The sequence below is a fragment of the Paracoccus sediminis genome (assembly GCF_900188295.1).
GTDB lineage: Bacteria > Pseudomonadota > Alphaproteobacteria > Rhodobacterales > Rhodobacteraceae > Paracoccus > Paracoccus sediminis.
Genome location: NZ_FZNM01000002.1, coordinates 296,176 through 314,921 on the forward strand (window position 1 = coordinate 296,176; position 18,746 = coordinate 314,921).

17 protein-coding genes, 1 pseudogene and 1 riboswitch are annotated in these 18,746 nt (G+C 66.5%); of the genes and pseudogenes, 9 read left to right on the top strand and 9 right to left on the bottom strand.

The features are described from left to right. Positions 1 to 3 precede the first annotated feature (3 nt). The 7 genes from CHB77_RS04460 (at position 4) to argC (ending at position 7,950) form a co-directional block, all read left to right on the top strand. The gene (locus tag CHB77_RS04460; protein WP_242626525.1) at positions 4 to 1,539 is read left to right on the top strand and encodes an alpha-amylase family glycosyl hydrolase; all 1,536 of its coding nucleotides are present in this window, start codon (positions 4 to 6) and stop codon (positions 1,537 to 1,539) included. Between the two features lie 19 nt (positions 1,540 to 1,558). After that, entirely contained in the window at positions 1,559 to 2,782 is a 1,224-nt protein-coding gene (locus CHB77_RS04465) for an ABC transporter ATP-binding protein (RefSeq protein WP_089386971.1), read from the top strand. A gap of 73 nt (positions 2,783 to 2,855) precedes the next feature. Continuing rightward, on the top strand, positions 2,856 to 3,812 hold the full coding sequence (locus CHB77_RS04470) for a helix-turn-helix domain-containing protein (RefSeq protein ID WP_176430304.1): 957 nt from the start codon (positions 2,856 to 2,858) through the stop codon (positions 3,810 to 3,812). A gap of 126 nt (positions 3,813 to 3,938) precedes the next feature. After that, the gene (adh, locus tag CHB77_RS04475; RefSeq protein WP_089386972.1) at positions 3,939 to 5,465 is read left to right on the top strand and encodes an aldehyde dehydrogenase; all 1,527 of its coding nucleotides are present in this window, start codon (positions 3,939 to 3,941) and stop codon (positions 5,463 to 5,465) included. Between the two features lie 135 nt (positions 5,466 to 5,600). After that, a complete protein-coding gene (locus CHB77_RS04480) occupies positions 5,601 to 6,659 on the top strand; it encodes a DNA topoisomerase IB (RefSeq protein WP_089386973.1) in 1,059 nt (352 codons plus the stop codon). Beyond that, positions 6,656 to 6,985: a DUF779 domain-containing protein gene (locus CHB77_RS04485; protein ID WP_089386974.1), complete on the top strand. Its 330-nt coding sequence runs from the start codon at positions 6,656 to 6,658 to the stop codon at positions 6,983 to 6,985. Before CHB77_RS04480 ends, CHB77_RS04485 begins: the two co-directional genes overlap by 4 nt. A 53-nt stretch (positions 6,986 to 7,038) precedes the next feature. Beyond that, positions 7,039 to 7,950 carry an N-acetyl-gamma-glutamyl-phosphate reductase gene (argC, locus tag CHB77_RS04490; protein ID WP_089386975.1) on the top strand — a complete coding sequence of 304 codons (912 nt, stop codon included), beginning with the start codon at positions 7,039 to 7,041 and terminating at the stop codon, positions 7,948 to 7,950. 9 nt (positions 7,951 to 7,959) lie between these two features. On the opposite strand, the gene gcvP is transcribed toward argC, so the two are convergent. The 3 genes from gcvP to gcvT all read right to left on the bottom strand — a co-directional run bounded on the left by gcvP (position 7,960) and on the right by gcvT (position 12,375). After that, positions 7,960 to 10,797 (bottom strand): aminomethyl-transferring glycine dehydrogenase, encoded by a 2,838-nt coding sequence (gcvP, locus tag CHB77_RS04495; RefSeq protein WP_089387167.1) that lies wholly within the window; start codon positions 10,795 to 10,797, stop codon positions 7,960 to 7,962. An 81-nt stretch (positions 10,798 to 10,878) separates the two neighbouring features. After that, entirely contained in the window at positions 10,879 to 11,238 is a 360-nt protein-coding gene (gene gcvH, locus CHB77_RS04500; RefSeq protein WP_089386976.1) for a glycine cleavage system protein GcvH, read from the bottom strand. 12 nt (positions 11,239 to 11,250) lie between these two features. Then, positions 11,251 to 12,375, bottom strand: a complete 1,125-nt coding sequence (gene gcvT / locus CHB77_RS04505) for a glycine cleavage system aminomethyltransferase GcvT (RefSeq protein ID WP_089386977.1) — start codon at positions 12,373 to 12,375, stop codon at positions 11,251 to 11,253. Positions 12,376 to 12,531: 156 nt separating this feature from the next. Further along, positions 12,532 to 12,620, bottom strand: a riboswitch (glycine riboswitch). A gap of 132 nt (positions 12,621 to 12,752) precedes the next feature. Between gcvT and CHB77_RS04510 the strand changes: the two genes are divergently transcribed. Together CHB77_RS04510 and CHB77_RS04515 are read left to right on the top strand one after the other, a co-directional pair. Then, positions 12,753 to 13,394: a hypothetical protein gene (locus tag CHB77_RS04510; RefSeq protein WP_131023312.1), complete on the top strand. Its 642-nt coding sequence runs from the start codon at positions 12,753 to 12,755 to the stop codon at positions 13,392 to 13,394. Beyond that, positions 13,381 to 13,710, top strand: coding sequence for a DUF3140 domain-containing protein (locus CHB77_RS04515; protein ID WP_089386979.1), 330 nt, complete (start codon positions 13,381 to 13,383; stop codon positions 13,708 to 13,710). The genes CHB77_RS04510 and CHB77_RS04515 overlap by 14 nt, the downstream gene beginning before the upstream one ends. A gap of 19 nt (positions 13,711 to 13,729) precedes the next feature. On the opposite strand, the gene CHB77_RS04520 is transcribed toward CHB77_RS04515, so the two are convergent. The 6 genes and pseudogenes from CHB77_RS04520 to CHB77_RS04545 form a co-directional block, all read right to left on the bottom strand. After that, positions 13,730 to 14,509: an SDR family oxidoreductase gene (locus CHB77_RS04520; protein WP_089386980.1), complete on the bottom strand. Its 780-nt coding sequence runs from the start codon at positions 14,507 to 14,509 to the stop codon at positions 13,730 to 13,732. A gap of 51 nt (positions 14,510 to 14,560) precedes the next feature. Beyond that, entirely contained in the window at positions 14,561 to 15,259 is a 699-nt protein-coding gene (rpe, locus tag CHB77_RS04525; protein WP_089387168.1) for a ribulose-phosphate 3-epimerase, read from the bottom strand. 17 nt (positions 15,260 to 15,276) lie between these two features. Beyond that, entirely contained in the window at positions 15,277 to 16,230 is a 954-nt protein-coding gene (gene cbbX, locus CHB77_RS04530; RefSeq protein WP_089386981.1) for a CbbX protein, read from the bottom strand. A gap of 57 nt (positions 16,231 to 16,287) precedes the next feature. Next, positions 16,288 to 16,707 (bottom strand): ribulose bisphosphate carboxylase small subunit, encoded by a 420-nt coding sequence (locus tag CHB77_RS04535; protein WP_089386982.1) that lies wholly within the window; start codon positions 16,705 to 16,707, stop codon positions 16,288 to 16,290. 11 nt (positions 16,708 to 16,718) lie between these two features. Next, positions 16,719 to 18,179 carry a form I ribulose bisphosphate carboxylase large subunit gene (locus tag CHB77_RS04540; protein WP_089387169.1) on the bottom strand — a complete coding sequence of 487 codons (1,461 nt, stop codon included), beginning with the start codon at positions 18,177 to 18,179 and terminating at the stop codon, positions 16,719 to 16,721. 182 nt (positions 18,180 to 18,361) lie between these two features. Further along, positions 18,362 to 18,727 (bottom strand): annotated as a pseudogene (locus tag CHB77_RS04545) (class II fructose-bisphosphate aldolase); the annotation flags it as partial. Positions 18,728 to 18,746: the final 19 nt, after the last annotated feature.

Below are 18,746 nucleotides of genomic sequence, written 5' to 3' on the forward strand. Positions count from 1 at the left end.
ATCTTGACGGATACGAAAATCGACTGGTGGAAGGGCGGGGTGATCTATCAGATCTATCCGCGCAGTTTTCAGGACACGACGGGCGACGGGGTGGGCGATCTGCCCGGTATCACCCAGCGCCTGCCCTATGTCGCCTCGCTGGGGGTGGACGCGGTCTGGATCTCGCCGTTCTTCACCTCGCCGATGAAGGATTTCGGCTATGACGTCAGCGATTACCGGGGCATCGATCCGCTGTTCGGCGTCATGCAGGATTTCGATGTCCTGATCGAACGGGCGCATGAACTGGGCCTCAAGGTGATGATCGACCTGGTGATGTCGCATACCTCGGACCAGCATCCGTGGTTCGCCGCAAGCCGTGCCAGCCGCGACAACGACAAGGCCGACTGGTATGTCTGGGCCGATCCGAAACCCGACGGCACGGTGCCCAACAACTGGCTGTCGATCTTTGGCGGGTCCGCCTGGCAATGGGACGCGCGGCGCGAACAGTATTACCTGCACAACTTCCTGGCGTCGCAACCCGACCTGAACTTCCACAACCCCGCCGTCCAGGACGAGCTTCTGGACATGGCCCGGTTCTGGCTGGACAAGGGCGTGGACGGGTTCCGGCTGGACACCGTCAACTTCTATTTCCACGACGCCCAGTTGCGCGACAACCCGCCCCTGCCCAGGGAACAGCGCAAGTCCGACACCGCCCCGGCGGTGAACCCCTATAACCACCAAAGCCACCGCTATGACAAGTCGCAGCCCGAGAACGTCGCCTTTCTGGAAAAGATGGCGACGCTGCTGCGCGGTTACGGCGCCGCCGTCATCGGCGAGATCGGCGACAGCGAACGCGCGCTGGAACTGCTGGAGGAATATACCGGCGTCGCGGGCCGGATGCAGATGTCCTATGTCTTCGACTTCCTGTCGGGCAACGACCTGGCCGCCACCCGCATCGCCGAGGTGTTCGACGCGCTGCATGCGGTGGCGCCCAATTCCTGGCCCTGCTGGGCCATGTCGAACCACGACGTCGTGCGCCATATCAGCCGGTGGGCCTTGGCCGATCAGGCGGCCAAGGCCTATGCGACGGTGCTGTTGTGCATGAAGGGATCGGTCTGCCTGTATCAGGGCGAGGAACTGGGCCTGCCCGAGGCCGACATCGCCTTCGAGGATCTGCAAGACCCCTATGGCAAGGAATTCTGGCCCGAATTCAAGGGCCGAGACGGCTGCCGGACGCCGATGGTCTGGGACATGGGGGTGAACGGCGGGTTTTCGGTGGTCAAGCCCTGGCTGCCGGTGCCGCACACCCATCTGCAACGCACCGTCATCGCCCAGGAAGCCGATGCCCAGTCGATGCTGCACCATTACCGCTGGGCCATCAACCTGCGCCGCAAGCATTCCGCGCTGCGGGGGGGGACCATGACCGACATGCACGCCGAAGGACCGATCCTGACCTTCAAGCGTGCCGACAACCAGCAGACCCTGCAAATCCGCGCCAACCTGTCGGCCGAGGAGGCGGCGGGCCTTCAGCCGTGGCAGGTGCAGATCATCGAGGGCTAGGCCGAATGGGGGGACACCGATGGCTGATCTGAGACTGACCGATGTCGCCAAATCCTATGGCGACGTGCATGTTCTGCGGAACATCGATCTGGATATCGCATCGGGCGAATTCATCGTCTTCGTCGGCCCTTCGGGCTGCGGCAAATCCACGCTGCTGCGCATGATCGCCGGGCTGGAACGGATCAGCGGCGGCACGCTGGAGATCGACGGGCAGCGGATGAACGACATTCCGCCCAGCCAGCGGGGCATCGCCATGGTGTTCCAGTCCTATGCGCTGTATCCGCACATGACGGTGCGCGACAACATGGCCTTTGCCCTGAAGATCGCGGGCAAGTCCAAGGCCGAGGTGCAGGCGGCCACCGACCGCGCCGGAAAGATGCTGCAACTGACGCCCTATCTGGACCGGCTGCCCAAGGCGCTGTCGGGCGGACAGCGCCAGCGGGTCGCGATCGGCCGGGCCATCGTGCGCGACCCCAAGGTCTATCTGTTCGACGAGCCGTTGTCGAACCTGGACGCCGCGCTGCGCGTGGCGACCCGGATCGAGATCGCGCAGCTCAAGGCATCGATGCCCGACCGCACGATGATCTATGTCACCCACGACCAGACCGAGGCGATGACCCTGGCCGACCGCATCGTCGTGCTGGCGGGCGGCGGCATCGCCCAGGTCGGCGCGCCGCTGGAACTGTACGAACGCCCGGTCAACGAATTCGTGGCGCAGTTCATCGGCAGCCCGGCGATGAACTTGCTGCCGGGCCGCGTCAAGGCCGTTGGCCCGGTGACGACGGTCGCCCTGGACGGCGGGCTGGAAGCCGAGGTGGCGATCCCGACCCGCGCGGGCGACGAGGGCATGGCCGTGAACATCGGCGTGCGCCCCGAGGACATGCGCGAAACCGAAGGCACCCCCGTCTTCGAGGGCACGGTGGACCTGACCGAGGCCCTGGGCGAGGTGACGCTGCTTTACTTCGGCACCAACGCCGAAACGGTGCCGATCATCGCGAAACTTCCGGGCATCCATCCCGGTCTCAAGGGACGCCGGGTCCGGCTGACCGCCGATCCCCATGCCCTGCATCTGTTCCACAAGGGGCAGTCGCTTCTGTACCGCGATGGTGCGGACAGCCTGCCGCCCTATCAGCCGCGCACGGCCGCGCCTTCGGGCAGCATGGGGGGCACGGCCGCGGATGCGCCGCGAACCGGCGACCGGATCGAGGACGGGCTGATAAAACCCGAAGGTCCGGTCCGCTGAGCCGCCGGTCTGCAACCAAAGTCGTGAATTGCGCGATGGCGAATCTGCGATAGTCTTCCGGGCGGGAGGACTCATGACACAGCGCAGCCACGCCGACCTTGTGGCCCAGCAGTCGCAGTCGCCATCCGCGACCTCGGCCCTGGCCGCATCCTGGCGCCGGTCCATGCTCAAGCACGGACTGGATCCGGCAGACCGCCGCCGCCCCGAACGGTTGACCCCGGCGGAACTGGACCGCCGCAGGCAGGGGATGGACCAGTTCCTGCGCCTGGCCGGTCCGCCGCTGGACCAGCTTTTCAACCTGGTCTGCCTGTCGGGCTGCAACGTCCTGCTGACCGACGCCGACGGCGTGGTGATGGATCAGCGGGTGAATGCGGCCGATGCCGAACAGTTCCGCGACTGGGGCCTGTGGCAGGGCACCGTGTGGTCCGAGGCGGCCCAGGGCACCAATGGCATCGGCACCTGCCTGGCCGAAGGGCGCCAGGTCACGATCCACCGCGAGGAACATTTCCACACCCGCAATACGGCGATGTCCTGCATGGACGCGCCGATCTGGGGGCCGGACGGTCGGCTGCTGGCCGCCCTGGACGTCAGTTCCGCGCGGGCCGACCAGACCGAACGCTATAACCGCCTGATCGGCGCGCAGGTGGCGCAGACCGCCCGCGCCATCGAGGCGGTATTCTTTCGCGCCAGCTTCCCGGACGCGCGCATCGTCGTGGCGTCCGACGACACGGCCGAGGCCGCCGTTCTGCTGGCGGTGGACAAGGACGATCTGGCCATCGGCGCGACCCGTGCCGCGCGCCGGGCGTTGGGTCTGGAACGCGAAGGCGCGTTCCGCCCCCGTCCCGCCGCCGACCTGCTGGGGCGGACCGATGACCTGACGGGCTTCGACAAGGCCGAACGGGCCGCCGTCGCGCGGGCCCTGGCGCGGGCGGAGGGCAACGTGTCCGCCGCCGCGCGCGCCTTGGGGGTCGGGCGGGCGACGCTGTATCGCCGCATGGCCCGACTGGGTCTGACCGAAAAAAGCGGCTGACTGTCTCATCCATGAGACAGAAGCGGGCGGCCGCGGGCCGGAACCCGTTGCGCCGAATCGTTCCCGCGCCAAGCTGTGTTCATGCCCGGAGAAGGGAGACTTCGGGGCGTATCTGAGGAGGAAACGATGCCGAACGACCAGACGCACGAATTCCGCGGCGTGGGCGTGATGCCCTTTGCCAAGCGGTACGACAATTTCATCGGCGGCCAGTGGACCGCGCCGAAATCGGGCCGCTATTTCACCAACACCACCCCCATCACCGGCGCCGAGGTGGGCGAGATCGCCCGGTCGAATGCCGACGACATCGAGGCCGCGCTGGACGCCGCCCATGCCGCCAAGGACACATGGGGCCAGACCTCGGCTGCGGAACGGTCGCTGATCCTGCTGCGTATCGCCGACCGCATGGAACAGAATCTGGAACTGCTGGCGACCGCCGAAACCTGGGACAACGGCAAGCCGATCCGGGAAACCATGGCCGCCGACCTGCCGCTGGCCATCGACCATTTCCGGTATTTCGCCGGTGTCCTGCGCGGGCAGGAAGGCGGGATTTCGGAAATCGACCACGACACCGTCGCCTATCATTTCCACGAACCCCTGGGCGTCGTGGGCCAGATCATCCCGTGGAACTTTCCGCTGCTGATGGCCTGCTGGAAACTGGCGCCGGCGCTGGCGGCAGGCAACTGCGTGGTGTTGAAGCCCGCCGAACAGACGCCTGCCAGCATCATGGTCTGGCTGGATCTGGTGGGCGACCTGCTGCCGCCGGGCGTGCTGAATGTCGTCAACGGTTTCGGCCTGGAGGCGGGCAAGCCCCTGGCCGGAAACCCGCGCATCGCCAAGATCGCCTTTACCGGGGAAACCACAACCGGGCGGCTTATCATGCAGTATGCGTCCGAAAACCTGATCCCGGTGACGCTGGAACTGGGTGGCAAATCCCCCAACCTCTTCTTCGAGGATGTGGCCCGCGAGGACGACGATTTCCTGGACAAGGCCATCGAGGGCTTCGTGATGTTCGCGCTGAACCAGGGCGAGGTCTGCACCTGCCCGTCGCGCGCCCTGATCCAGGAAAGCATCTATGACCGCTTCATGGACCGCGCCCTGAAACGCGTCGAGGCGATCAAGCAGGGCGATCCGCGCGACGCCGCCACCATGATCGGCGCGCAGGCATCGTCGGAACAAAAAGACAAGATCCTGTCCTATTTCGACATCGGCCGCAAGGAAGGCGCCGAGGTGCTGATCGGCGGCGAGGCGGCGGATCACGGCGGGGAACTGTCCAGCGGCTATTACATCAAGCCGACGGTGCTCAAGGGCCACAACAAGATGCGGGTCTTCCAGGAGGAAATCTTCGGCCCCGTCGTGTCCGTGACCACCTTCAAGGATCAGGACGAGGCGCTGTCGATCGCCAACGACACGCTGTACGGCCTGGGCGCGGGCGTCTGGTCGCGCGACGCCAACACCTGCTATCGTTTCGGCCGCGCGATCAAGGCGGGCCGGGTCTGGACCAACTGCTATCACGCCTATCCGGCCCATGCGGCCTTCGGCGGCTACAAGCAGTCGGGCATCGGGCGCGAAAACCACAAGATGATGCTGGACCATTACCAGCAGACCAAGAACATGCTGGTGAGCTACAGCCCCAAGAAACTGGGCTTCTTCTGATCCGGGCGGGCCGGTCCACGATCCGGCCCGTCCGAACCTGCCCCGTGCCTAAGGCGCCGACCCTTCCCTCGCGGCGAAACCAGCGGCACGGGGCGGCGTTGAATCCCAACGCCCGCTTTGCCCCCGGTTCCCGCCATGCCCAAGGACGTCGTGATCCCCGACCCCCGCGATGCCGCGAAAGAGGCGGGATTGGTCTATGTCAACGACGACCTGCCCGGCATCACGCGGGCGCGGTCGGGAAAGGGCTTTTCCTATCGCGGTCCCGATGGAAAGACGATCACCGGAAAGGCCGAACGCAAGCGGTTGGCCGCATTAGGAATTCCGCCCGCCTACACCGATGTCTGGATATGCCCCGATCCGCGCGGCCATATCCAGGCCACCGGCCGCGATGCGAAGGGCCGCAAGCAGTACCGCTATCATCCCGATTTCAGGGAAATCCGCGACAGCGCCAAATACGGTCACATGCTGGAATTCGCCCATGCCCTGCCGCGGATCCGCGAACGCGTGGACCAGGACATGTCGCGGCGCGGGATGCCCGCCGAAAAGGTGCTGGCGACCGTGGTGCATCTGCTGGAAAACACCATGATCCGCGTGGGCAACGCCGATTACGCCCGGCAGAACAAGTCGCACGGGCTGACCACCCTGAACGACCGGCATGTCAGGATCGACGGCAACCAGGTGCGCTTCCGCTTCAAGGGCAAGTCCGGCAAGGAATGGAACCTGGGCCTGCGCGACCGCCGCGTGGCCCGGATCGTGCGCGCCGCGCAGGACATTCCCGGCCAGCACCTGTTCCAGTATCTGGACGACGGCGGCCAGCGGCAGAAGATCACCTCGACCGAGGTGAACGCCTATCTGCGCGACATTTCCGGCCAAAACGTCACCGCCAAGGATTTCCGCACCTGGACCGGCACCGTCCTGGCCGCCCTGGCGCTGGCGGAATACGAGGCCTGCGACAGCCAGGCCGCCGCCAAGCGCAACGTCCGCGACGCCATCGAGACGGTGGCGGCACGGTTGGGCAACACGCCCACGATCTGTCGCAAATGCTATGTCCACCCCCAGGTCATCGACGCCTATCTGGCCGACGAGTTGACGCTGGAATTGCAGGACGAAATCGACGACGATCTGCAACAGCCCGGCCTGCGTCCCGAAGAACGGCAGGTGCTAAGGTTCCTGAAGAAAAGGTTGACGCCATGAGCACGGTTTCCGCCACCCCCGCCGCCCTGGATCTGATCGCCGAAATCGTGGCCGATCATGGTCCGGTGCTGTTCCACCAGTCGGGCGGCTGCTGCGACGGGTCGTCCCCCATGTGCTATCCGCAGGGCGATTTCCGGGTGGGCGAACGCGACGTGAAACTGGGCGAGATCGGCGGCGCGCCGTTCTATATCAGCGCGTCACAAGCCGAGGCCTGGGGGCATACCGACCTGATTATCGATGTGGTGCCCGGTCGCGGCGGCATGTTCAGCCTGGACAACGGACGCGAGAAACGGTTCCTGACCCGGTCGGAAATCTGTTCGGTCTGATTGGCACGGCGCGGCCTGTCCCCTATAACGTCTCGGCAAAGGGGATCGGTTTCATGGCACACAGCGTTTTCATCGATGGCGAGGCGGGCACCACGGGGCTGCAAATCCGCGAGCGGCTGGAAACGCGCGACGACATCCGCCTGGTGCAGATCGACCCCGCCCGCCGCAAGGATGCCGATGCCCGGCGCGCGGCCTTCGAACAGGCGGACGTGGCGATCCTGTGTCTGCCCGACGACGCCGCGCGCGAGGCGGTGGCCCTGGCGCAGGATCTGGACACGCGGATCATTGACGCATCCACCGCGTATCGGACCCATCCCGACTGGGCCTATGGCTTTCCCGAACTGAACGCGGACGCGCGCGGCCGGATCGCGGGTGCGCGGCGGGTCAGCAACCCCGGCTGCTATCCGACCGGCGCCATCGCCATTCTGGCGCCGCTGGTCGCCGCCGGTCTGGTTGCGCCCGACGAAGGGGTGACGATCAACGCGGTCAGCGGCTATTCCGGGGGCGGCAAGGCGCTGATCGCCGAATACGAAGGCGGGGGCGCGCCGGCCCATTTCCTGTATGGCCTCAACCAGCGCCACAAGCATTACCCCGAGATCATGGCCCATGCCGGACTGACCCGCCAGCCGATCTTCGCGCCAGCGGTTGGCAACTTTGCCCAAGGGATGGCGGTGCAAGTGCCGCTGTTCCTGACGGGCGGGCGGACGCTGGCCACCCTGGCCGAGGCGCTGTCGGATCATTATGCGGGCCAGCGGTTCATTCAGGTCGGGGACGATCCCGGCGCGCGGATCGTGCCGACCGACCTGAACGGCACCAACCGGTTGCGCATCACCGTGCAGGGCGATGCGCAGAATGGCTGCGCCACGGTGGTGGTGGTTCTGGACAACCTGGGCAAGGGCGCGTCGGGCGCGGCGGTCCAGAACCTCAACATCATGCTGGGCGTGGACGAGGGGCTGGGCCTTTAGGCCCAACCCTTACTCTGCCGCCTCGGCATAGCTGTCCAAGGGCGGGCAGGTGCAGACCAGGTTGCGGTCGCCATAGGCGTTGTCCACCCGGCCCACCGGCGGCCAGTACTTGTCCACCCGGAACGCGCCCGCCGGGAAGCAGCCCTGTTCGCGCGAATAGGGGCGGTCCCAGTCGGCCACCAGATCTTCGACCGTGTGGGGCGCGTGGCGCAGCGGGCTGTCGGCGGCGCTGATGCGGCCTTCGGCGACCTCGGTGATCTCGTCCCGGATGGCCAGCAGGGCTGTGACGAAGCGGTCGATCTCGGCCTTGGTCTCGGATTCCGTGGGTTCGACCATCAGCGTGCCCGCCACCGGCCAGCTCATGGTGGGCGCGTGGAAGCCGTTGTCGATCAGCCGCTTGGCGATGTCGTCCACGGTGACGCCGTGTTCGGCAAAGGGCCGCGTGTCGATGATGCATTCATGCGCGACGCGGCCCCGGTTGCCCATGAACAGGATCGGATAGGCCCCGGCCAGCCGCGACGCGATATAGTTCGCGTTCAGGATCGCCACCCGCGTCGCCTGCGTCAGCCCCGCGCCCCCCATCATCAGGCAATAGGCCCAGGAGATCAGCAGGATCGACGCGCTGCCAAAGGGCGCCGCGCTGACCGCGCCGCTGTCGCCGTCGCGCGGATCGCCCGGCAGGAAGGGCGCCAGATGCGCCTTGACCCCGATCGGTCCCATGCCCGGCCCCCCGCCGCCATGGGGGATGGCAAAGGTTTTGTGCAGGTTCAGGTGGCTGACGTCGCCGCCGATTTCCCCCGGCTTCACCAGGCCCACCAGGGCGTTCATGTTGGCCCCGTCGATATAGACCTGCCCGCCATGCCTGTGGGTAATGTCGCAAACCTCGCGCACGGTGTCCTCGAACACGCCATGGGTGCTGGGATAGGTAATCATCACCGCCGCCAGCCGGTCGCCCGCCTTGGCCGCCTTGTCCGCGAAATCCTCGAGGTCGATGTCGCCATTGGGCGCCGACTTCACCACCACGACCTTCATCCCGCACATCTGCGCGGATGCCGGGTTGGTGCCATGCGCGGAAACCGGGATCAGGCAGACATCGCGATCCTCGCCGCGCGAACGGTGATAGGCGGCGATGGTCAGCAGCCCCGCATATTCCCCCTGCGCACCGCTATTGGGCTGCATGGAAAAGGCGTCGTATCCGGTGATCTGGCACAGCTTGTCGGTCAGGTCGGAAATCGCCTCGGCATAGCCCGCCGCCTGGTCCGCCGGGGCAAAGGGGTGCAGGGCGCCGAATTCCGGCCAGGTGATCGGCATCATCTCGGCCGCGGCGTTCAGTTTCATGGTGCAACTGCCCAGCGGGATCATCGCCCGATCCAGCGCCAGATCGCGGTCCGACAACCGGCGCATATAGCGCATCATCTCGGATTCCGCGCGGTTCATGTGGAACACCGGATGAGTCAGATAGTCCGATTCGCGCAGCAGATCCTCGGGGATGGACGGGCCGGTCGCGGGCTGGGCCGCGTCAGAGATGCCGAACGCATCCAGCAGCCGCGCGATGACATCCGAATCGGTGGTTTCATCGACGCTGATCCCCACCCGGTCGCGGCCGACGCGGCGCAGGTTGATGCCGCGATGGCGGGCGGCGGCCAGGATGCCCGCCTGGCCCACGCCGACCTTGACGGTGATCGTGTCGAAGAACGTGTCCGGCGCGACCTCGGCCCCTGCCGCGCGCAGGGCAGCGGCAATGGTCGCCGCGTGCAGATGCACCCGCTGCGCGATGGCGCGCAGGCCCTCGGGGCCGTGGAAGACCGCATAGAACGATGCCATCACCGCCAGCAGCGCCTGGGCGGTGCAGACGTTGGACGTGGCCTTCTCGCGCCGAATGTGCTGTTCGCGGGTTTGCAGCGACAGGCGATAGGCCTGGTTGCCCTTGGCGTCGATGCTGACGCCCACGATCCGCCCCGGCATGGTCCGCTTCAGCTCGTCCCGGCAGGCCATGAAGGCGGCATGAGGCCCGCCATAGCCCATCGGCACCCCGAACCGCTGTGACGATCCCACCGCGATGTCGGCCCCCATGGCGCCGGGTTCCTTCAGCAGGCACAGCGCCAGCAGGTCGGTCGCCACCACGGCCAGGGCGCCCGCCTTGTGCAGCGCCGAAATCTCGGGCGTCAGGTCGCGGATGTGGCCATAGGTGCCGGGATACTGGAAGATCGCCCCGAACACCTGATCGGGGTGCAGATCGTCGATGGACCCCTTGACGATGCGGATGCCCAGGGGCGCGGCCCGCGTTTCGATCACCGCGATGGTCTGGGGATGCAGGTCATGGGCCACGAAGAAGGCGTCGGATTTCGACTTGGCCTGCCGCTGCGCCATGGCCATGGCCTCGGCCGCGGCCGTCGCCTCGTCCAGCAGGGACGCATTGGCGACAGGCAGCCCGGTCAGGTCGGCCACCATGGTCTGGTAATTCAGCAGCGCCTCGAGCCGCCCCTGCGCGATTTCCGGCTGATAGGGGGTATAGGCCGTGTACCAGGCCGGGTTTTCCAGGATGTTGCGCTGGATCGCGGGGGGCGTCACCGTGCCATGGTAGCCCTGGCCGATCAGGCTGGTCATCACGGTGTTCCTGGCCGCCACCTGCCGCATCCGGTCCAGAAGCGCGGCCTCGGACAGGGCGGGCCAATCGAGCGGCGTGTCCTGCCGGATCGCCGCGGGAATGGTCTGGTCGATCAGCGCGTCCAGGCTGTCGGCGCCCACGGCCTTCAGCATGGCCTCCATCTCGGCCGGGGAGGGCCCGATATGGCGGCGGTTCGCGAAATCGTCGGGGTTGTAGTCGGTGGGGGTCCAGCGGGTCATGGTCGCCATCTCTCAAGGCATCTTTGCCTTGGTTCAAATATCCTCGGGGGTCCGGGGGCGGACAGCCCCCGGCCTGATGCATCAGCCGATCAGCGCCCGATAGGCGTCCTCGTCCATGAAGCCGTCCATGGCGCCTTGATCGGCGGGCTTGATGCGAAAGAACCAGGCGGTCAGCGCATCGTCGTTCACGCTGCCCGGCGCATCGGCCAGGGCCGTGTTGACCGCGGTGATCGTGCCCGCGACCGGGGCCGAGATGTCGGACGCCGCCTTGACCGATTCGATCACCACGATCTCCTCGCCCGCCTCGACCTTGCGGCCTTCTTCGGGCAGTTCGATGAAGACGACATCGCCCAGCTGTTCGCTGGCATGGGCGGTGATGCCGACGACGATCTCGTCGCCCTCGGCGCGCAGCCATTCGTGGTCTTCGGTGTATTTCAGCATGGGACAGGCTCCTCAGCGTTTGTAGGATGGCGTGATGAAGGGCAGGGGGGCGACGGCCACGAGAACGCGTTTGCCGCGCAGTTCGGCGTAAACGGTCGCACCGTCGGGCAGTTCCGCAGGCAGCCGGGCCATGGCGACCGGGCCGCCGACCGATGGCCCAAACCCGCCCGAGGACACATGGCCGATGGCCTCGCCCCCTTCGGCCCCGGCAAAGATCGCCACGCCTTCGCGGATCGGCGCGCGGCCCTCGGGGCGCAGGCCCCGCCGGATGGTCGCGGCACCGTCGGCCAGTTCCGGCAGGATCGTGTCGGCCCCCGGAAATCCGCCCGCGCGCGCGCCGCCGGGGCGGCGGACCTTGGGGATCGACCAGCCCAGCGCCGCCTGCGCGGGCGTCACGTCCGCGTCCATGTCGTGGCCGTAGAGCGGCATCCCGGCCTCCAGCCGCAGGCTGTCGCGGGCGCCAAGGCCGATGGGGGCCACCTCGGGCTGGTCCAGCAGGGCCTGAGCAAAGGATTGCAGGCGCGTATCAGCCACGGAAATCTCGAACCCGTCCTCGCCCGTATAGCCCGACCGCGAGATCCACAGGTCGACCCCATCCCAGGGATAAATCCGGCTGTCCATGAAGCGCATGGCCGCAGCCTCGGGCACCAGCCGCGCCAGCACATCCGCCGCCAGCGGGCCTTGCAGGGCTAGCAAGCCGCGGTCGGTGACGGGCGTCACATCAACCTCGTCCAGGGTCCGAAGATGGGCGATGTCCCCCTCTGCGCAACCGGCGTTGACCACCAGCAGGACATGATCGCCCCGGTTGGCGAACATCAGGTCGTCCCCGATGCCCCCCCGGTCGTTCGTGAACAGCCCGTAACGCTGCCGCCCCGGCGCCAGGCCCCGTACGTCGGCGGGGATCAGGCGTTCCAGGGCCAGGGCGGCGGTTTCCATGTTTCCGTCGCGGGGCGTCACCAGAACCTGCCCCATGTGGCTGACATCGAACAGCCCGGCCTGCGCGCGGGTGTGCAGGTGTTCGGCCATGACGCCCATCGGGTATTGAACCGGCATCTCCCAGCCGGCAAAGGGCACCATGCGGGCGCCAAGCCCGACATGCATGTCGTAAAGCGGGGTCCGGCGCGGATCGTCGGTCATGCGACCTCCTTCTCAAACAGCCGGACAGCCGGCATCGGGTGGCGGGCGGTTGCCCGTTCGATGCCCCCTCTGTCCCTGCCCGACCCGGTTCAACCGATTTGGGCGCCTGAGATCGTTATCCCTTCGGCGGGCGCGGCGCGCCACTCTCCAGAGTTCTGGCGGAAAACGGTCCTTCTGCCTGAGAGTTCGCCGGGGCGGCTGCTCCTTCGGCACTGGCGCGGGCCAGCTTCTCCCGAATTCCGATGGCTGACAGCTAGCCGGGCGTCTGTCGCAAGGCAAGCCTTTTGTCGCAGTCGGGCAATCGGGACGGTCCCCGCGGCGCGGATGGACAGAAGTTCGTCCCCGCAGCAGGATCGGGCATCACCACGGGGCAGGGCGTGTCGCGCAAAGTCTTCCAAATCGGCTTCACCAAATGCGGCACCACTCTTATCGCCCGGCTGTTCCAGATGAACGGCTATCCCGCCGTCCATTGGGCCAAAGGCACCCTGGCCGAGGATATCGCCTGGTCGAAGCTGACCCAGGCCGCGCCCTTGTGGCCCTGGGCCGACACGACGGCGTGCACGGACATGGGATCGCTCTGCTACCTCAACATGGCCATCGCCGAGGCGTTCATGGAGTTCGCGTTTTTCGCCCGCAGCTTTCCCGGCTCGGCCTTTCTTCTGAACACCCGCCGGGCGGAGGACTGGGTGGTCAGCCGGTGCAAGCATCGCGGCGTCCGTTACGCCCGCGCGCAGGCCCGGCTCCGGCGCATGGCGGCGGCTGATCTGGCCGTCCCGGCCGGATCGATCCGCCATTCGAGGAAAGGCGGAACCGCGCCGTCTTTCGCGGGCCAAGGATCTGCTGCCCCTGGTCAACAGCCGCTCGGTCGTGCTGCTGGAGGAGGATGGCTGGGAAACCTTCGCACGGGCGATCTGGCCGAACGGCTGGCCTGGGCGCGCGCAACCCCGTCGCCGGCCGCCGGAACCCCGACCGACCCCACGGGTTGGGCCGAAAAAGGAGCGGCGCATGAAATCCCGTGACGAGATCTGGCGCGAATGGCAGAACCTGGTCAACATGACCCCCGCCGAATTGCGCAGATGGCTGGACACCGGCGACAGCAAGGCCGTCGGCGACACCGGGGGCAAGGGCGAAAGCACCGGCCACAAGTCCGGCAAGCGCATCCTGACGATCAAGGACACGAAAAAGGCCGACCTGACCGACGACGACTGGGCGCACATGGCCAAGGTCGTGGGCTATATCAAGCGCCACACCGCCCAGGGCGGCCCGGACGAGGACAAGGAACACAGCGACTGGCGGTATTCGCTGATGAACTGGGGCCATGATCCGCTGAAATGACCGCCATCCCCCAAGGCCGCTACATCGTGGCGTTCAGCGCGCCGCCGTCCAGCAGGATGTTCTGGCCGACGATAAAGCGGGCCTGCTGGCTGCACAGGAACGCGCAGGTCGCGCCGAAATCGCCCGGATCGCCATAGGCGCCGGCGGGAATGCCCGCCTGACGCTGGCGCTTGGCCTCCTCCATGGTGATGCCCTGTTTCTCGGTGACGCCCTTGTCCAGGCTGACGGCCCGGTCGGTCGCGTGGATGCCGGGCAGGATGTTGTTCACGCAGACCCCGTGCCCCGCCACCTGCCGCGACATGCCCGCCACGAACCCGGTCAGCCCGGTCCGCGCCGTATTGGACAGGCCCAGCACCGACACCGGGGATTTCACCGATTGCGAGGTGATGTTGACCACCCGCCCCCAGCCCCGGTCCATCATGCCGGGCACAAGCGCCTGCATCAGCGCGATGGCCGACAGCATGTTGGCGTCGATGGCGCGGATGAAGTCGTCCCGGCTCCAGTCGCGCCAGTCGCCGGGGGGCGGGCCGCCCGCGTTCGTGACCAGGATATCGGCCTGGCCCACCGCAGCCAGCACCTTGGCGCGGCCTTCGTCGGTGGTGATGTCGGCGGCCACGGGGGTGACGCTGACGCCGTATTTCGCGGCGATCTCGCTGGCCGCGCGGGTGATGTCATCGTCGGTCCGGCTGTTGATGACCAGATCCACCCCGGCTTCGGCCAAGGCCTCGGCGCAGCCGCGCCCCAACCCCTTCGACGCCGCGCAGACCAGCCCGCGCTTTCCCCTGATGCCCAGATCCATGTTCGCCCCCTGCGATGTTTCCGGGCAGGAAAGCGCAGGGGATGGGCGATGTCAAACCGCTTGCGCCGGTCCCCTGGCCGCCTCGCGGATCGCGCGGATGTTGGCGCCGTAAACCTCGGGCTGGCCGACCGATCCGCCCTTGAAGACCGCCGATCCGGCCACCAGCACATCCGCCCCGGCCTTGGCGACCAGGGACGCGGTTTTCGGATCCACGCCGCCGTCCACCTGGATATGGATCGGCCGGTCGCCAATGGCGCCGCGCAGCCGGGCAATCTTGTCCACCTGGCTGTGGATGAACTTCTGGCCCCCGAAGCCGGGGTTCACCGTCATCACCAGGACCATGTCGGCCAGATCCAGCAGGTATTCGACCGCCTCGACCGGGGTGCCGGGATTCAGCGCGATGCCGGCCTTTTTCCCCGTCGCGCGGATCGCCTGCAACGTGCGGTGCGGATGCGGCCCCGCCTCGACATGGGCGGTAATCATGTCGGCGCCAGCTTCGGCATAGGCGTCGATGTAAGCGTCCACCGGCGCGATCATCAGGTGCACGTCCATGAAGGTCGTCACATGCGGGCGGAACGCCGTGACCGCCGGCGGGCCAAAGGTGAGGTTCGGCACGAAATGGCCGTCCATCACATCGACATGGACCCAATCGGCGCCCTGATTCTGGATGGCGCGGATTTCGGCGCCGAAATTCGCGAAATCGGCGGACAGGATCGACGGGGCGATCTTGATCGTGCGGTCGAAGGTCATGGCGGTTTCCCTGGGCATCATTGGGCAGCGGCTTGGCGGTTCGCGGCCCGCACGTCAAGCCTGTCGCCATCGATCTTATCCATGTCCAGTCCTCCGCGAAAGACGCGGCTGGCGCGGATGTCGGCTTCCGCAATCAGCGAAAGCCGGTCGGCGTCGATGGGTCCGTTCCCCTCGTTGAACAGGCGGTTGGCCTGCCGCAGCCGGGCGCGGTCAAGCGCGTTCCTGACCGACCGGGCATTGGCGAAATGCGGCTGGGTCCGGCGCGCGGCGATATAGTGTTCCATCGCCATGCGCGCGCCATCGTCCAGGCGATAGTTCTGCACGGCCAGCATGTTTTCCGCGATATGCAGCAGCTCGGGATCAGAGTAGTCCGGGAATTCGATGTGGTGGGCAATCCGCGACCGAAAGCCGGGATTCGACCCGAAGAAACGGTCCATCCGGTCGCTGTATCCCGCCAGGATCACCACCAGATCGTCGCGGTTGTTTTCCATCACCTGCAACAGGATCTCGATGGCTTCCTGGCCGTAGTCGCGTTCGTTTTCAGGCCGATAGAGGTAATAGGCCTCGTCGATGAACAGGACGCCGCCCATGGCCTTCTTCAGCACCTCCTTGGTCTTGGGCGCGGTGTGGCCGATGTACTGGCCCACCAGATCGTCGCGCGTGACCGTGACCAGATGGCCCTTGCGGACATAGCCCAGGCGGTGCAGCAGGTCGGCCATCTTCAGCGCCACCGTGGTCTTGCCGGTGCCGGGGTTGCCGGTAAAGGACATGTGCAGCGTGGGCGTTTCCGTGGCCAGCCCCATCTGGCGGCGGGCCTGATCGACCAGCAGCAGGGCGGCAGTTTCGCGGATGCGCGATTTCACGGGTTCCAGCCCGATCAGGGTCTTGTCCAGTTCGCGCAGCACGTCCCGGACGCCGCTGTCGTGAAAGGACTGGGCCAGATCGACATGGGTGGGGCGGGGATTGTCCATGGAGGCACCTTTCGGAAAGGGACCGGGCGGCGGGGGAAAGGGCGCCGCCCGGATGGCTCAGGCGTAGCGCGCGCCTTCGGGTTCGCGCGCCGCATAGCTTTCGATAGTATAGCGCACGACGCGTCCCGCATCTTCTTGCCGGACAAGCCGGAATCCGGGTTCCGTCGCCGGGCGGTTCACGATGAAGCTCATGCGGATGGATTCCCAGCCGGGGGAGGCGTCAAAGGCGATGACGCGGATGTATTTGCCGCCGTGTTCCTTGCGGCATTCGCTGACCTCGAAGACCACGGCGGCGGCGTCCGGGTTGTCGAACATCGGATGGCCCCACATTTCCCAATAGGTGTTCCGGGGATGCGGGTCGTCGGTGTATTCCACGGACACGGCCCAACCGTTGTCGATGGCGTATTGGGCCTGCACGCGGATGTCGTCGTCCGACAGGTCGGGAAGAAAGCTGAACTGTCCCTGGCGCAGTTTCATCGGGGCACTCCTTATGCGGAAACGTCGGGGGTGGGGGCGAAATCGGGTGCGTCGGTCGAGGCGTAATTGAAGCTGACGTCCTTCCACACATCCAGGGCCTGCTTCAGGGGCGTGCAGGTGCGGGCGGCGTCGCGCAGGATGTCCTCGCCCTCGTTCCAGATGTCGCGGCCGGCGTTGCGGGCGAACACCATCGCCTCCAGCGCGACGCGGTTGGCGGTCGCGCCCGCGGCGATGCCGTGCGGGTGGCCGATGGTGCCGCCGCCGAACTGCAACACGACATCCTCGCCCAGATAGGTCAGCAGCTGATGCATCTGGCCCGCGTGAATCCCGCCCGAGGCGACGGGCATCATCTTGTTCAGGGATGCCCAATCCTGGTCGAAGAAGATGCCGTTTTCCAGCGCCTGGGGATTCCGCTCCTCGCGGAAGATGTCGTAATAGCCCTTGGTGGTGGCCGGATCCCCTTCCAGCTTGCCGACCACGGTTCCGGCGTGCAGGTGATCGACCCCTGCCAGCCGCATCCATTTCGCGATGACCCGGAAGCTGACACCGTGGCTGCGCTGCCGGGTATAGGTCGAATGCCCAGCCCGGTGCAGGTGCAGGATCACGTCGTTGTCGCGCGCCCATTTCGCCATCGACTGGATCGCGGTATAGCCGATCACCAGATCGATCATCACGATCACGCTGCCCAGATCCTTGGCGAAACTGGCGCGCTCGTACATCTGCTCCATGGTCCCGGCGGTGACGTTCAGATAGGTGCCCTTGACCTCTCCGGTCGCGGCGGATGCGCGGTTCACCGCCTCCATGCAGTACAGGAAACGGTCGCGCCAATGCATGAAGGGCTGGCTGTTGATGTTCTCGTCGTCCTTGGTGAAATCGAGGCCTCCCTTCAGCGCCTCATAGACGACGCGGCCATAGTTCCTGCCCGACAGGCCCAGCTTGGGCTTGACGGTCGCGCCCAGCAGCGGGCGGCCATGGACGTTCAGCCGTTCGCGTTCGACGACGATGCCGGTCGCAGGCCCCTGGAAGGTCTTCACATAGGCCACGGGCAGGCGCATGTCCTCCAGCCGCAGGGCCTTCAGCGGCTTGAAACCGAAAACGTTGCCGATGATGGATGCGGTCAGATTGGCGATGGAACCGCCCTCGAACAGGTCCAGGTCATAGGCGATATAGGCAAAGTATTCGCCCGCGCTGTTCGGCACCGGATCCACGCAATAGGCCTTGGCGCGGTACTTGTCGCAGGCCGTCAGCCGGTCGGTCCAGACCACCGTCCAGGTCGCGGTGCTGCTTTCGCCCGCCACCGCCGCCGCGGCCTCGACCGCGTCCACGCCGTCCTGCGGCGTGATGCGGAACAGCGCGATCACGTCGGTATCCTTGGGGGTATAGTCCGGTTCCCAATACCCCATCTGCGCGTATTTCAACACGCCCGCGGAATACCGCGTCTTGCCATCGGCGATGGTCTGGTTCGACGACATGTCGTTCATGGTCTTTCCTCCTCTCAGGCGGCTTTCGCGCCGGTGATGGCCGGGTCCAGCGTCCCCGACGCATGGCGTTTGGCCATCTCGTCCATCGCGATGACCGTGATCTGGCTGGCCTGCCCTGCCGTGTCGAAGCGTTCGAACCGGTCGCGGCACAGCGCGGTCAGTTCGGCCATGGCGACGTTATGGTCATAGTCGGCGGGGGTCTTCATGTCCTCGTGCAGCGACCCGTCCATCATGACGGACGTGAACCCGTGGCGGATCGCCGACATGCAGGTCGCCAGATTGTTGCCATGGTCCTGATGCAGGCAGATCGGGATGTCTGGGTTCATCTCGGCCAAGGCCTCGACCATGCGCCGCAGCATGATGTCGCCGGCATAGGACCGCGCGCCCCGGCTGGCCTGAAGGATCACCGGGGCATCGACGGCCGCCGCCGCCTTCAGGATCGCCAGGCCCTGTTCCAGGGTGTTGATGTTGAAGGCGGGCACGCCATAGCCGGGTTCGGCAGCGTGGTCCAGAAGTTGCCTCAGCGTAATCAGCGCCATCAGTCCTCTCCCTCGCTAA

Bases quoted from the DNA above. Each gene is read 5' to 3' on its own strand.
- CHB77_RS04465 (WP_089386971.1), top strand. From the start codon at position 1,559: ATGGCTGATCTGAGACTGACCGATGTCGCCAAATCCTATGGCGACGTG.
- CHB77_RS04470 (WP_176430304.1), top strand. From the start codon at position 2,856: ATGACACAGCGCAGCCACGCCGACCTTGTGGCCCAGCAGTCGCAGTCG.
- adh (WP_089386972.1), top strand. From the start codon at position 3,939: ATGCCGAACGACCAGACGCACGAATTCCGCGGCGTGGGCGTGATGCCC.
- CHB77_RS04480 (WP_089386973.1), top strand. From the start codon at position 5,601: ATGCCCAAGGACGTCGTGATCCCCGACCCCCGCGATGCCGCGAAAGAG.
- CHB77_RS04485 (WP_089386974.1), top strand. From the start codon at position 6,656: ATGAGCACGGTTTCCGCCACCCCCGCCGCCCTGGATCTGATCGCCGAA.
- argC (WP_089386975.1), top strand. From the start codon at position 7,039: ATGGCACACAGCGTTTTCATCGATGGCGAGGCGGGCACCACGGGGCTG.
- gcvP (WP_089387167.1), bottom strand. From the start codon at position 10,797: ATGACCCGCTGGACCCCCACCGACTACAACCCCGACGATTTCGCGAAC.
- gcvH (WP_089386976.1), bottom strand. From the start codon at position 11,238: ATGCTGAAATACACCGAAGACCACGAATGGCTGCGCGCCGAGGGCGAC.
- gcvT (WP_089386977.1), bottom strand. From the start codon at position 12,375: ATGACCGACGATCCGCGCCGGACCCCGCTTTACGACATGCATGTCGGG.
- CHB77_RS04515 (WP_089386979.1), top strand. From the start codon at position 13,381: ATGAAATCCCGTGACGAGATCTGGCGCGAATGGCAGAACCTGGTCAAC.
- CHB77_RS04520 (WP_089386980.1), bottom strand. From the start codon at position 14,509: ATGGATCTGGGCATCAGGGGAAAGCGCGGGCTGGTCTGCGCGGCGTCG.
- rpe (WP_089387168.1), bottom strand. From the start codon at position 15,259: ATGACCTTCGACCGCACGATCAAGATCGCCCCGTCGATCCTGTCCGCC.
- cbbX (WP_089386981.1), bottom strand. From the start codon at position 16,230: ATGGACAATCCCCGCCCCACCCATGTCGATCTGGCCCAGTCCTTTCAC.
- CHB77_RS04535 (WP_089386982.1), bottom strand. From the start codon at position 16,707: ATGAAACTGCGCCAGGGACAGTTCAGCTTTCTTCCCGACCTGTCGGAC.
- CHB77_RS04540 (WP_089387169.1), bottom strand. From the start codon at position 18,179: ATGTCGTCGAACCAGACCATCGCCGATGGCAAGACGCGGTATTCCGCG.